Raw genomic sequence first — 12,426 nt, forward strand, 5'->3', positions numbered from 1 at the left:
CCGATTCAGCGCAGAGGCAGGATCAGGACCATCTCGGTCCCGGCCATGGCCCGGTCATGCCCCCCGTCATGGCGCCCGTCATCCCGCGGCGTGCGCCAGTCGATGCGGGCGCCGAGCTGGCCGGCTCTGCGGCGCATGCCGCGCAAGCCGTTGCCCGGCCGGCGAGCCGGATCCAGGCCTCGGCCGTTGTCCGCGATCAGCAGCATCACTGCGGCCCCGCCCTCCACGACGCGGGTCTCGAAGCGCACCCGCGTCGCGCCCGCGTGATGGATCACGTTGCTGAGCGCCTCCTGCACGATGCGGATCAGCTCGCGTCCGCCGACGCCGCGCAGCGCCGGCACCAGCGGCACGTCGGCCAACTGCCAGTCCAGCTCCAGACCCGCGTCCTGCAATCGCGGCCCCATGCGGTGACGCAGATTGGCCAGCAGCAGCGTCAGGTCGCCATCGGTGACGGCCAGCGCATCGACCGTCAGCCGCATCTCGCGGATGCAGTCGTCGAGCAAGCCCACCAGCGATTCCGAGGCCACGCCGCGTTCCGCGCACAGCCGCGCGGTCACCAGCTGCGAGCCCAGGCCGTCGTGCATCTCCTGCAGCAGACGCTCGCGCTCCTGCGCGGCGGTGCGCTGGCGCTCGCTGTCCTGCAGCTGCTCCCAGCGGGACTGGAGTTCGCGGGTGCGGGCGTCGAGCGCCTGCTCCAGCCGCACCCGCGCCATCGCCTGATCGCGCAGCGAGCCGACGAAGCGCCGCTGCAAGGCCACGCCGGCGATGGCGATCAGCACCGCGTGGCCGATCACGTTCACGTCCACGACGCCCATCTGCCGCGACGCGACCAACGCGAACCAGCTCACGTAGCCCCAGAGCCAGCCCGACAGCGCGACCGCCACGGCACCGACCGCCAGCGCGCGGCGCCCCGACGCGAGCGCCGCCCGCACGGCCAGCGCGGCGGTCACGGCCAGCACCAGCGCGCGGCTGCCCAGCGCCCACCAGGGCCAGGGATGCGTGAAGTCGGTCCAGCTCCAGCCCGCGAAGGCGGCCCAGCCGTCGATCACCACGCCCAGCGCCAGATAGCCGATGAACAGCCGCATCGGCCAGCGCGCGGCAATGCCGAACAGCCGCACCACCAGGAACATCAGCAGCGCCTTGCTGACGACATCGGCGATGTCCAGCGTCACCCGCCACCAGGGCGCGGGCAGCAGGGCGCCGTTGAGCAGATAGGGCGAGAGCAGCAGCGCGGTGCACAGGCAGAAGAGACCGGTAACCCCATAAAGCCATTCCTGCCGCAGCGCCAGCCAGACCATCAGCATGAAGGCGCCGATGACGAGACCAGCGAGAGCCGTGCTCACGCGCAGCACCTGCCAGAAGCGCCGCCCCTCCTGCAGCGCGCGCATCTCCGAGGCGGGACCGATCAGCGGCGCGGACAGGCCGGCGCCTTCGAAGCCGGGACGGGCCAGGCGCACGCTGAGCCGATGCGGCCCGGCCTGCAGCAGCGACGGCGGGATGCTGACCTGCAGGCGCCGGCCCGCGAGCAACAGCCCGCGCTGGGCGATGTCGTCCTCGTCCTCGGTGGCATAGCCGCTGCCGAGTCCGGAATTGGCGATCAGCTGGCCGTCCAGATAGAGCGCGGCCGCAGGCCGGTGCTGGATCACCAGCCAGAAAGGCGTCGCCGCGCCTGCGCGCAGCTCGAAGTCCATCACCAACCAGAGCGCGCCGGGCGCCTCCGTTTCATTGATCTGCAAGGGGAGCGATCGGCGCGTGCCGACCGACGCGGCGTCGGTGGGCATGGCACCGGGCATGGCGGCGGGTTCTAGGGCGTCGCCCTTCAGCAGCCGCGCTTCCGACAAGCGCAGCACCTGCGGCGGCAGCACGGTGCCGTACTGCTGAGACAGCAGGTGCACCGCGCCCAGCAGCAGCAGCGGCAAGGCGACCAGCAGCACCAGCCGCCGGAGCCGGCCGGCCGGCGAGTCGGCGCGGTTTTCCCTCGACGGCATCAAGACGGCCAAGCGACGCACTCCCCGCAGCGCAACAGGATGCCGGCCCGGGGCCCGCCTGGACGGGCGCCGGGCCGGCGGCGGTCGATGCTATGCGATGGGTCCGGCGCGCGGCAACCACTCGGGCCGAGGGGAGCGGCGACCGTGGCGCCCCTGCCGCGGGCGATGGCGGACGCCCGGCACTCAGAGTTGGAAGACCGCGCCTCCTGCGGCGGCGACCGGATCGAGCGTGAACTCGAAGCGCGTTTGCGGGCTGTAATTGCCGGCCTCGTCGATCTGTCGAAGCAACGCCACCACATCCTTCCGGCTTGTGAAGTCGTACAGCGACTGCGGGATGACGTCCCCCGTGCCGATGAGCGCGATGTTGCCGTGCCGATTCGACGTCAGCTCCCACCTCGCGCCCGGCTCCAGGCCGAGGATGCGCAGGCTGCCGTCGCCGGTGATGCGATCGGTACCGCTGATGCCGGTGTCGTGGACCAGCGCCAGGCGCGGCGCCACGGGCGCGACGCCGTCGATGGTGAACTCACGGACGCTACGCGTCTCGTTGCCGGCGGCATCGGTGACGCGCATGAAGAGGCCGTGCCGCCCGTCGCCCGGCTGAGCGGAGGTCGGGATGGCCTCCAACGACGCGGCAGGCTTCCAGTCGACACCGTTCCAGCTGTACTCGGCGTGAGCGCCTTGGTCGACGACGCCGACGTAGATCGTGCCCGGCTTGGTGAAGGCCACGCCATCGCCGGCCTGAAGCGCATCCACGCTGACCAGCGGATCGTCGGGCAGGCGGACCCACAGCGACTTGGGTGGCGTCAGGTCCAGCGTGAGCGTGCGCGAGAGCTCGGGCCCGACGTTGCCGGCCAGGTCGGTCTGTCGGACCAGGACCACGCGTTCTCCTTCGCCGCCGAGGCTGAGCGCCGAGAGCTTGGGTTTGTCGGCCTGGTGCCAGGTCGTGCCCCCGTCAATGCTGTAGCTGTGGGCGGCGCCGGCTTCGAGACCCGTCACGAGCAGGGCGTCGTCACGGCCGAGCAGCGCACTGCCGCTGGTCGTGGCGAGCAGCGCGTGGTCGGGTGCCTGGGTGTCCAGATCGAAGCGCAATTGCGCGGTGGGGCCGTAGTTGCCGGCGGCATCGATCTGCCGCACCAGCGCCTCCTTGCGGCCGTCGGCGCCGAAGCGCTCGGCGGGGATCTCGTGGCCCGTGCCGTCCTGCCAGGTCGAACCGCCGTCGATGCTGTAGATCCAGCGCGCGCCGCCCTCGAGTCCGCCGACGCGCACAGTCGCGCGCGAAGTGACGCGGTCCCCGTCGCTGGCACCGGTGTCGGCAGCCAGCGTGAGGATCGGCGCGTCCGGTGCGTCGGTATCGGGCTTTGGCTCCTCCGGTTTGGGGTCCTCTGCTTTGGGTTTCTCTGGTTTGGTCGTGCCGGGGTCAGTCGGCTGGGGCTTGGGCGCCTCAGGTCTTGGCTCTTCGAGCTTCGGTTGCTCGAGCTTGGGCGCTTCAGGCTTGGATTGCTCAGATTTGGGCGCTTCGGGCGTCGTTGGCTCCGGCTTTGGCTGCTCGGGCTTGGGCGGATCAGGCTTGATGTCGTCGGCTTTGGGCCGCTGCTCCGTCGGGGGCGTCTCGCCGCCGGGCGGCTTTGAATCGCCCGAGCCGCCCGCCGCGACGATCACCGTGCCCGTCGCCGCGCCGGCGATGCCCAGCAGCCCCAGGCCGCTGGCCAGCAAGGGACTGGAACGATCGTCGTCGGCGCCGCCAGCGTCGTCGACGGGGGGAACGTCTTCTTCTTCCGTTCGGCGTCGGCGCGTGGAACGCGAGGAAGGCTCGGTGGTGGCCGGGGTCGCTGTTTCGGGGGGAATATGGCTCTTCGTGGGTGACGGTTCCCGCGTGAGGGCTGACAAGGCGTTGCTGTGAGACATGGTGGATGACCAGGAACTTGCAAGCCCGACAGTCTGTTCATGTCATCGCGACGACGCACCGACCGCCGCTAGTGCATCCTCATCGCGTCTCCCACTCGAATGTGTGGTGCACCTGCTTGGATGACTGGAAGGCGGCATCGGGTCGGCCATGCGGGACCGACATCAGAACATGCCGCCCCGCCAATCGGGGTCATTCGACTGCCTTGACCATGTCCTCCACCACCTTCTTCGCATCACCGAAGACCATCATGGTCTTGTCCATGTAGAAGAGCTCGTTGTCCAGGCCCGCGTAGCCGGCCGCCATGGAGCGCTTGTTCACGATCACCGTGCGCGCCTTGTAGGCCTCCAGGATGGGCATGCCGTAGATGGCGCTGCCCTTCTGCAGCGCGGCGGGGTTCACGACGTCGTTGGCGCCCAGGATGATGGCCACGTCGGTCTGGCCGAACTCGGCGTTGATGTCCTCCATCTCGTGAACCTGGTCGTAAGGAACCTCGGCCTCGGCCAGCAGCACGTTCATGTGACCGGGCATGCGGCCGGCGACCGGATGAATGGCGTAGCGCACGGTCACGCCGCGCTCGATCAGCTTCTGCGCCAGTTCCTTGACCGCGTGCTGAGCTCGGGCGACGGCCAGGCCGTAGCCGGGAACGATGATGACGCTCTCGGCGTTGCCCAGGATGAAGGCGGCGTCGTCGGCGCTGCCGCTCTTGACGTTGCGCTGCTGCGCGGACGCGGCGGTGGTGGCGCCCTCGGCACCGAAGCCGCCCAGGATCACATTGAAGAAGGACCGGTTCATGGCCTTGCACATGATGTAGCTCAGAATCGCGCCCGAGCTGCCCACCAGCGATCCCGCAATGATCAGCATGCTGTTGTTGAGCGAGAAGCCGATGCCCGCCGCCGCCCATCCGGAATAGCTGTTGAGCATGGACACGACCACCGGCATGTCGGCGCCGCCGATCGGGATGATCAGCAGCACGCCCAGCGCGAAGCCCAGCGCGGTGATGAGGAGGAAGTCGGTCCAGCTCTGCGAATGCCAGAAGCCGAAGATGAAGAAGGCGGCGCCCAGGCCCAGCGCCAGGTTCAGCCAATGCTGGCCGGCGAAGGTCACCGGCGCGCCCTGGAAGAGTCGGAACTTGTACTTGCCGCTGAGCTTGCCGAAGGCGATCACCGAGCCGGAGAAGGTCACCGCGCCGATGAAGCAGCCCAGCGCCAGCTCGATGCGGTTGCCGCCCGGGATGGGCTCACCGTGCGCGGCGATGCCGAAGGCATGGGGCTCGGCGACGGCGGCGACGGCGATGCACACGGCGGCCAGGCCGATCATGCTGTGCATGAAGGCGACCAGCTCCGGCATCTTGGTCATCTCCACGCGCTGGGCCATGAATGCGCCGATGCCGCCGCCCACGACCAGCCCGCCCAGCACGTAGCCCAGGCCCAAGGTCTGGCCGCCGGCCAGCTTGAGGATGAGCGCGCCGGTGGTGAGCACGGCGATGGTCATGCCGACCATGCCGAAGACGTTGCCGCGGATGGAGGTGGTCGGATGCGACAGGCCCTTGAGCGCCTGGATGAAGCAGACGCTGGCGACGAGGTACAGCAGCGCGACGAGGTTCATCGACATCGGTCAGTCCTTCGTCTTGGCCGCGGAGGCGTCGGTGGCGGAAGCGGTGGCCGAGGGCTTGCGCTCCTTCTTCTTGAACATCTCCAGCATGCGGCGGGTCACGAGGAAGCCGCCGAAGACGTTGACCGCCGCGAGCGCGACGGCGAAGGTGCCCATGATCTTGCCGAGCGGGGTCTCGGTGAGCGCCGCGGCGAGCATCGCGCCGACGATGACGATGGCGGAGATGGCGTTGGTGACGGCCATCAGCGGCGTGTGCAGCGCGGGCGTGACGGTCCAGACGACGTGGTAGCCGACGTAGATGGCCAGCACGAAGATGGTCAGGTTGATGAGGGTGTGGGAGACGGCGTCCATGCTCAGAGCTCCTTGGCCATCAGGCCTTGCGCAAGACCTGGCCCTCGTGGGCGACGAGGCAGGCGGTGACGATGTCGTCGTCGGCGGGCAGGGCGAAGCCGGCCTCCTTCGTCAGCACCAGCTTGAGGAAGTCGAGCAGGTTGCGGGCGTAGAGGGCGGAGGCGTCGGCGGCGACCAGCGAGGGCAGGTTGGTCTCGCCCACCAGCGTGACGCCGTGCTTGCGCACGGTCTGGCCGGGCTCGGTCAGCGGGCAGTTGCCGCCGGCCGGGGCGGCGATGTCGACGATGACGGAGCCGGGTTTCATCGCGCGGACCATCTCCTCGGTGACCAGCACCGGCGCGGGGCGGCCGGGGATGAGCGCGGTGGTGATGACGACGTCCGCCTGCGCGACGCGCTTGGCGACTTCCAGCTGCTGACGCTGCAGCCAACTGGGCGGCATTGGGCGGGCGTAACCGCCGACGCCCTCGGCGGCTTGGCGTTCCTCATCGGTCTCGAAGGCCACGTCGATGAACTTGGCGCCCAGGGATTCGACCTGCTCCTTCACCGAGGGCCGGACATCGGAGGCCTCGATCACCGCGCCCAGGCGCTTGGCGGTCGCGATCGCCTGCAGGCCGGCGACGCCCACGCCCAGCACGACGACGCGGGCCGCCTTGATGGTGCCGGCGGCGGTCATGAGCATGGGGAACAGGCGTTGGTAATGGAAGGCGGCCAGCATGACGGCCTTGTAGCCGGCCAGGTTGGCCTGGCTGGAGAGCACGTCCATGCTCTGCGCGCGGGTGGTGCGGGGCGCGGCCTCGAGCGCGAAGGCGGTGAGGCGGGCGTCGGCCAGGCGCTGCAGGCCGTCGCGATCAAAGGGGTTGAGCATGCCGACCAGGACGGTGCCGGGCTTGAGCAGCGTGAGTTCCTGCGCGTCGGGCGCGCGGACCTTGAGCACGAGCTCGGCGGCGAAGGCTTGCTCGCGCGGGACGATTTCGGCGCCTGCGGCGGCGTAGGCCTCGTCGGTCACGCTGGCGTTCAGGCCTGCGGATTGCTGAACGCGCAAGGCATGCCCTTGCGCCACCAGCTTCTTGACGGTCTCCGGCGTCGCGGCCACGCGCGCCTCCCCCGCCGCGGTTTCCTGCGGCACTCCGATCAGCATCTGGATTCCCTCGCTCTGAATCAGGGTCGGGCGGAGCTTAGCCGCTGAGGCGGGCGGGGCGAGACCCGCACGAGACAGGGGTTTTCACCAAGCGGCAACCTCGAGGCAATGCTGTTTCGAGTGGTGAACAGCAGTCGTCGGTAGCGGTGACGATGGCGTTAAATGAGGGTTCGACAAGGAGTCAGACCATGATCAAGAAGATGCTTCTCAGCAGTGCGTTGGCTGCGGCCGCGCTGGCGCCGATGGCGTCGCGCGCGGCGGATGTGGGCGTGTCGGTGACCATCGGGGAACCGGGGTTCTACGGGACGATCGATATCGGGAATGTGCGGCCCCAGGTGGTTTATGAGCGGCCCATTCTGGTGGAGCGGGTGGCACGCCCGCTGCCGGCGGTGTATCTGCGGGTGCCGCCGGGGCATCAGAAGAATTGGGCCAAGCATTGCGGGCGGTACAACGCGTGCGGGCGGCCGGTTTATTTCGTGAGGGACGACTGGTATCGCGACGTGTACGCACCGCGCTATCGCGAGGAGCATACGGAATACCGCTGGCGTCCCGATGGGCGCCGGGATTGGGATGACCGTGGCCCTGGACGCGGCCCGGATCGGGATCATGACCGCGGTCGCGGGCATGGACACGGTCGTGACAAGGACCGGGATGACGACCACGGTCCGGGTCGGCGCTGATCGCTCAGGCGCATAAAGAAGAAAACCCCGGCTTGCCGGGGTTTTCTTCTTTATGTCGATCAAAGTACTGGAGGCGCGGCGAGATGAAGAGTCAAGGGATCAATCGCAGAACTCGTAGCGACAACTGGATCCCCGGCCCATTTGAAGTCGTACTGCACTTCGGAGGTGACATTTCCATCAGTGTATCGAACATGGACAGATTTTTGGCCAGCTGGCCCGCTAAAGGAAGACCCCAGGATTTCATTCCCAACAGCCATCCAGCTGTTACCTCCATCCAACGAGTATTCTCCGATCGCGTTGCCATAAACTCCAATGACAAAAAGTTTTGAGTCCTTCGTTAACGTGGCCGCACCTTCATCCACTCCAACTGCGATCCGATTCGCCACTTTCCATTCGGCAGTATTTCCGGCCACGTCCGTCTGCGAGAAGTAAAAAATCGGTCCTTTCACCTTGCCCACCGCATCATTCGGACCTCCTTCTTGGAAATTGAAGACTTCATCTGCCAGGCTCCATCGAGCGCCCTCCTCAAGCGAGAACTCAATCTTCTCCTCGTAGCTGCTGCGCACTTGATCGAGGTAATGAGTAAAGAAATGAATTCCAGGACTCTTCGGAGCCGTCCGGTCGAGCACAAACTCAAACTCCCCTGTTCCGAGGATCTCATCTGCGGGGCCTTTCTCAGCCAACAAGACCTTCTTAGGGCCATCTCCGCTGAATTCGCTGTCGTAAATTCTCCTCCCAGAGGTCGCGCGCCAATTGTTGCCCCCATCTGTGCTAAACCACAGCAGCGAGCCTTCCGAAAGACCATCAACGGTTAGGCTGGCATATTTTGTGAATCTGTCGCTGTTGCTTTGACCGGAATCCTCAGAAAGAGCGGCACTGAGGGTTTTGATTGGGAAGGCTTTTTGCCCTTGGTCTTCAGGCTTGGGCAGTTTGGGTTGGGGCTGCTCGGTCTTCGGCTCTTCGGGCTTCGTCTCAACCGGTTGGGGTTGCTCGGTCTTCGGCCCTTCGGGTTTGGGCTCGACTGGCTTCGGCTCCTCGGGTTTGGGTTCTTGGGGCTTCGGCTGATCCGGCTTCGGGATTTCGGCTACCGGTGGGGTCGTGCCTCCCGACTTGCCGCCGCCGCCACCGCCCGCCACTGCGGCGATCAAGCCCAGCGCGCCGAGCGCGCCGGCACCGACCAGGCCGTAGGAAGGGCCGCTCCCCGAAGAGCCGCCCGAGGTCTCGGCCACCGGAGGCGCCTCGGCGACCGGCTGTGCGGAAGCTTCGGCGCCTTCCGCCGGGACGACCTGCTCGTCCATGTCCTCCGGACGTTTCACCGGCTGCTGCTTCGCGGCATTCGCTTGTTGTGCGGCGATCTGCCGCAGGGGTTTGGAGTTGGCCATGTTTCGTGGGCTCGCTTCGCGTCAGTTGAAAACCGCGAAGTCTTCCGGCTACAAACCGAACAGCCACTAGCTCGCATCCACCACAGCGACTCGCCAGCTCCCCCCTTGGCGGGACACCCATCGCAAACAAAGGTGGGCTTCCGGCTCGGTTCGTCACCCAACCCCCTCACAATGCGGCCCCGACCCCACATCGAGGTGGCCGATCCCGCCCTCCGGCGGCGACACGAGCCCCCCATCAGGAAGGACCATGACCGAACGATTCAAGCCCAGCGTCACCGTCGCCGCCGTGATCGAGCAGGACGGCCGCTATCTGCTGGTCGAGGAGCTCACCCGCGACGGATTGCTGCTCAACAATCCCGCCGGCCACCTCGAACAGGCCGAATCCCCCATCGACGCCGTCCTGCGCGAAGTCCTCGAGGAAACCGCCCGGCCCTTCACGCCGGACGCCTTCCTCGGCGTCTACATGTCCCGCTTCCTGCGCCCCGACCGCGGCGACGACGTCACCTACGTCCGCCTCGCCTTCACCGGCTCCGTCGGCGAGCAGATCCCCGGCCAACCCTTTGACGAACCCATCCAGCGCACCCTCTGGATGACGCTCGACGAAATCCGCGCCTCCCGCGACCGCCATCGCAGCCCCCTGGTCCTGCAATGCGTCGAGGACCACGCCGCCGGCCGCCGACTGCCGCTCGAGGCGCTCGTCAGCCATCCCTCGCTCTACGCGCCGGCCGCCTGGCCGAATTGATCCCGGGCAAGCGCCCAGAAACGCGAACAGGCCCCGCAGGGCCTGTCTCGTGATTCCACGCGTGATTCAACTCGTGATTCGACGCGCGGTTCAAGTCGTGTGATGCGACGCGCGATCCGACTCGGGACGACGCGTTCCGTCGCCCTCGCTCAGAGCGTCATCGCCGCGCTCATCGCCTGTTCCGCGCGCCGGGGCAGGCGCCGCAGCGTCTCCAGCTCATTGACCGCGCAGCGGGCCAGCGTTACCAGCGCCTCGCGCTGACGCTCCCGCAGCCGGCGCGGCAAGCGGTCCATCACGCACAGGCTGCCCACCACCTCCCCACTGGCCAGCGCCAGCGGCACCGCCGCATAGAAGCGCACATACGGCGCCCCCTGCACCAGCGGGTGATCCGAGAACCGCGCGTCATGCCAGGTGTCCGGCACCTCGATCAGCGGCCCCTGCTGCACCACGTGCGAGCAGAACCCCCGATCCCGCGGCAGCACCCGCATCCCCAGCCCGGACACCCCGATCAGCCGGTGATCCTCGTGATCCAACAGCCCGATCGCCGCCATCCCGCTGCCGCTGATATCGCAGGCCAGATCGGCCAGCTCATCGAACGCCTCGTGAATCTGCGGCTTCACATCCAGCCCGTCCACCGCCGCCTGCCGCTCGCCCTCGTCCCAGGACAGTGGCGGCAGCCAGCTCCGCAGCAGCTCCAGCGCCTGCTCGGCCTGACGGCTCTTGTCGAAGAAGCCCGAGATGCCGTGCTCCGCGCAGGCGCGCCGCATCTCCTCGTAATAGCTGTTGCTCAGCACCACCACCCGGGCGCCCACGCCCAGCTGACGCACCGCCCGCAGCACCCGCAGACCGCTGCCAGGCTGCAGGGCCAGGTCCATCAGCACCACGTCCGGCTGGGTCCGCGAGATCACCTCGATCGCGGACGGCTCATCCGCCGCTTCCCCCACCACATGCAAGCGCGGTTCGCGCGCCAGCAAGGCCTGCAACTGCATCCGGATCGTGATCGACCCTTCGACGATGACAACGTTCATGACGGCTACTCCCTGATGGAAGCAGTGTCTCTTCCGACCCCGGTCGTCCGGCAGTCGGCGTTGCTGCCAGCCGATGTGCGCCTACGCGTAAACCCGTGTCAGCCATCCCGCACACGCCGCGCGCTCCGCGCCCACGGTCCGATCGCCCGATCACTCCCCGTCCCGGCGGCACCCGTGCGTGTGCCCCCCATCCGGGCACCGGTCGCCCCGCGCCGGACAGGTCTTGCCATCCTTTGGGACAATCCCGCCCCATGTCCCCGTCGTCCCTCCCTCCGGGCGCCCTTGCTGGCGGCCCCAAGCAACGCCTCGTCGTCGGCCTGTCCGGCGGCGTCGACTCCGCCGTTTCCGCCTGGCTGCTCAAGCAGGCCGGCCATGAGGTCGTCGGCATCTTCATGAAGAACTGGGAAGACGACGACGACAGCGAGTACTGCTCCTCCAACATCGACTTCGTTGATGCCGCCGCGGTGGCCGACGTCATCGGCATCGAGATCGAGCACGTCAACTTCGCCGCCGAGTACAAGGACCGCGTCTTCGCCGAGTTCCTGCGCGAGTACCAGGCCGGCCGCACGCCCAATCCCGACGTGCTCTGCAACGCCGAGATCAAGTTCAAGGCCTTCCTCGACCACGCCATGCGCCTGGGCGCCGAGAAGATCGCCACCGGCCATTACGCCCGGGTTCGCGACGTCGCCGGCCGCACGCAGCTGCTCAAGGGCCTCGATCCGCTCAAAGACCAGAGCTACTTCTTGCACCGCCTGAACCAGGCCCAGCTGCAGAAAACCGTCTTCCCGGTCGGCGACCTGCCCAAGACCGAGGTGCGCCGCATCGCCGAGGAGATCGGCCTGCCCAACGCCAAGAAGAAGGACTCCACCGGCATCTGCTTCATCGGCGAGCGCCCCTTCCGCGAGTTCCTCAACCGCTACCTCTCCCATCAGCCCGGCCCCATCAAGGACGAGCGCGGCCGCAAGCTGGGCGAGCACGTGGGCCTCTCGTTCTACACGCTGGGCCAGCGCCAGGGCCTGGGCATCGGCGGCATCAAGGAGAAGGGCGCCCCACGCGGCGGCGGCGCGCACGAGCCCTGGTTCGTCGCCCGCAAGGACCTGGAGACCAACACCCTGGTCGTCGTCCAGGGCCACGACCACCCGCTGCTGCTCAGCCGCAGCGTGGTCGCGCAAGACCTGAGCTGGACCGACACGCCGCCCGATTTCGGCGGCTACGGCGCCAAGACCCGCTACCGCCAGGCCGACGCGGCCTGCGCCCTCACGCCTGGTAGCGGCACCATCCGCCTGGACTTCCCGCAGGCGCAATGGGCCGTCACGCCGGGACAGAGCGCCGTCCTCTACGACGGCGAGGTCTGCCTGGGCGGCGGCGTGATCTCCGAAGCGATCGCCTGATCGCGTCCCGCCAGACCGCGCACCGCCACCCATCGCGGAATCCGCCCCTTCTTGAGGGCGGATAGCCAGCACGGCGGGCCTGCAACTCATCCCCGCTTTTGGGGTACTCGTCGCATCCGATGTCGTCGAGGGCGGGCGGGCCATGACAATGCACACATTGCGGCTAGCAAGTCATAGGATTTGCTGGCCGATTTCCTGTGACCGTCGTC

At 67.9% G+C, this 12,426-nt stretch carries 10 protein-coding genes; 3 read left to right on the forward strand and 7 right to left on the reverse strand.

Features of this window, described 5'->3' with window-relative positions:
- Positions 1–5 precede the first annotated feature (5 nt).
- The 5 genes from ABDW59_RS07950 to ABDW59_RS07970 all read right to left on the reverse strand — a co-directional run bounded on the left by ABDW59_RS07950 (position 6) and on the right by ABDW59_RS07970 (position 6,994).
- The gene (locus ABDW59_RS07950) at positions 6–1,988 is read right to left on the reverse strand and encodes an ATP-binding protein (protein ID WP_343629067.1); all 1,983 of its coding nucleotides are present in this window, start codon (positions 1,986–1,988) and stop codon (positions 6–8) included.
- Positions 1,989–2,171: 183 nt separating this feature from the next.
- Positions 2,172–3,875 (reverse strand): hypothetical protein, encoded by a 1,704-nt coding sequence (locus ABDW59_RS07955; protein ID WP_343629068.1) that lies wholly within the window; start codon positions 3,873–3,875, stop codon positions 2,172–2,174.
- Positions 3,876–4,083: 208 nt separating this feature from the next.
- Positions 4,084–5,505 carry an NAD(P)(+) transhydrogenase (Re/Si-specific) subunit beta gene (locus tag ABDW59_RS07960; RefSeq protein ID WP_343629069.1) on the reverse strand — a complete coding sequence of 474 codons (1,422 nt, stop codon included), beginning with the start codon at positions 5,503–5,505 and terminating at the stop codon, positions 4,084–4,086.
- Positions 5,506–5,508: 3 nt separating this feature from the next.
- Entirely contained in the window at positions 5,509–5,856 is a 348-nt protein-coding gene (locus ABDW59_RS07965; RefSeq protein ID WP_343629071.1) for an NAD(P) transhydrogenase subunit alpha, read from the reverse strand.
- 19 nt (positions 5,857–5,875) lie between these two features.
- Complete coding sequence (locus ABDW59_RS07970; RefSeq protein ID WP_343629072.1) at positions 5,876–6,994, reverse strand: Re/Si-specific NAD(P)(+) transhydrogenase subunit alpha; 1,119 nt, start codon at positions 6,992–6,994, stop codon at positions 5,876–5,878.
- A gap of 188 nt (positions 6,995–7,182) precedes the next feature.
- On the opposite strand from ABDW59_RS07970, the gene ABDW59_RS07975 reads away from it, so the two are divergent.
- Entirely contained in the window at positions 7,183–7,674 is a 492-nt protein-coding gene (locus ABDW59_RS07975; protein WP_343629074.1) for a hypothetical protein, read from the forward strand.
- Between the two features lie 59 nt (positions 7,675–7,733).
- Here the strand turns inward: ABDW59_RS07975 and ABDW59_RS07980 are convergent, their stop codons facing one another.
- On the reverse strand, positions 7,734–9,056 hold the full coding sequence (locus tag ABDW59_RS07980) for a hypothetical protein (RefSeq protein ID WP_343629075.1): 1,323 nt from the start codon (positions 9,054–9,056) through the stop codon (positions 7,734–7,736).
- A 247-nt stretch (positions 9,057–9,303) separates the two neighbouring features.
- Here ABDW59_RS07980 and ABDW59_RS07985 point away from each other — a divergent pair, with 247 nt between their 5' ends.
- Positions 9,304–9,798: an NUDIX hydrolase gene (locus ABDW59_RS07985; protein ID WP_343629078.1), complete on the forward strand. Its 495-nt coding sequence runs from the start codon at positions 9,304–9,306 to the stop codon at positions 9,796–9,798.
- 149 nt (positions 9,799–9,947) lie between these two features.
- Here the strand turns inward: ABDW59_RS07985 and ABDW59_RS07990 are convergent, their stop codons facing one another.
- The gene (locus ABDW59_RS07990; protein ID WP_343629080.1) at positions 9,948–10,826 is read right to left on the reverse strand and encodes a response regulator; all 879 of its coding nucleotides are present in this window, start codon (positions 10,824–10,826) and stop codon (positions 9,948–9,950) included.
- Between the two features lie 251 nt (positions 10,827–11,077).
- On the opposite strand from ABDW59_RS07990, the gene mnmA reads away from it, so the two are divergent.
- Positions 11,078–12,217, forward strand: coding sequence for a tRNA 2-thiouridine(34) synthase MnmA (mnmA, locus tag ABDW59_RS07995; RefSeq protein ID WP_343629082.1), 1,140 nt, complete (start codon positions 11,078–11,080; stop codon positions 12,215–12,217).
- Positions 12,218–12,426: the final 209 nt, after the last annotated feature.

This window comes from Roseateles sp., from assembly GCF_039595295.1.
In the GTDB taxonomy this organism is placed as follows: Bacteria; Pseudomonadota; Gammaproteobacteria; order Burkholderiales; family Burkholderiaceae_C; genus Roseateles.

Bases quoted from the DNA above. Each gene is read 5' to 3' on its own strand.
- ABDW59_RS07950 (WP_343629067.1), bottom strand. From the start codon at position 1,988: ATGCCGTCGAGGGAAAACCGCGCCGACTCGCCGGCCGGCCGGCTCCGG.
- ABDW59_RS07960 (WP_343629069.1), bottom strand. From the start codon at position 5,505: ATGTCGATGAACCTCGTCGCGCTGCTGTACCTCGTCGCCAGCGTCTGC.
- ABDW59_RS07965 (WP_343629071.1), bottom strand. From the start codon at position 5,856: ATGGACGCCGTCTCCCACACCCTCATCAACCTGACCATCTTCGTGCTG.
- ABDW59_RS07970 (WP_343629072.1), bottom strand. From the start codon at position 6,994: ATGCTGATCGGAGTGCCGCAGGAAACCGCGGCGGGGGAGGCGCGCGTG.
- ABDW59_RS07975 (WP_343629074.1), top strand. From the start codon at position 7,183: ATGATCAAGAAGATGCTTCTCAGCAGTGCGTTGGCTGCGGCCGCGCTG.
- ABDW59_RS07980 (WP_343629075.1), bottom strand. From the start codon at position 9,056: ATGGCCAACTCCAAACCCCTGCGGCAGATCGCCGCACAACAAGCGAAT.
- ABDW59_RS07985 (WP_343629078.1), top strand. From the start codon at position 9,304: ATGACCGAACGATTCAAGCCCAGCGTCACCGTCGCCGCCGTGATCGAG.
- ABDW59_RS07990 (WP_343629080.1), bottom strand. From the start codon at position 10,826: ATGAACGTTGTCATCGTCGAAGGGTCGATCACGATCCGGATGCAGTTG.
- mnmA (WP_343629082.1), top strand. From the start codon at position 11,078: ATGTCCCCGTCGTCCCTCCCTCCGGGCGCCCTTGCTGGCGGCCCCAAG.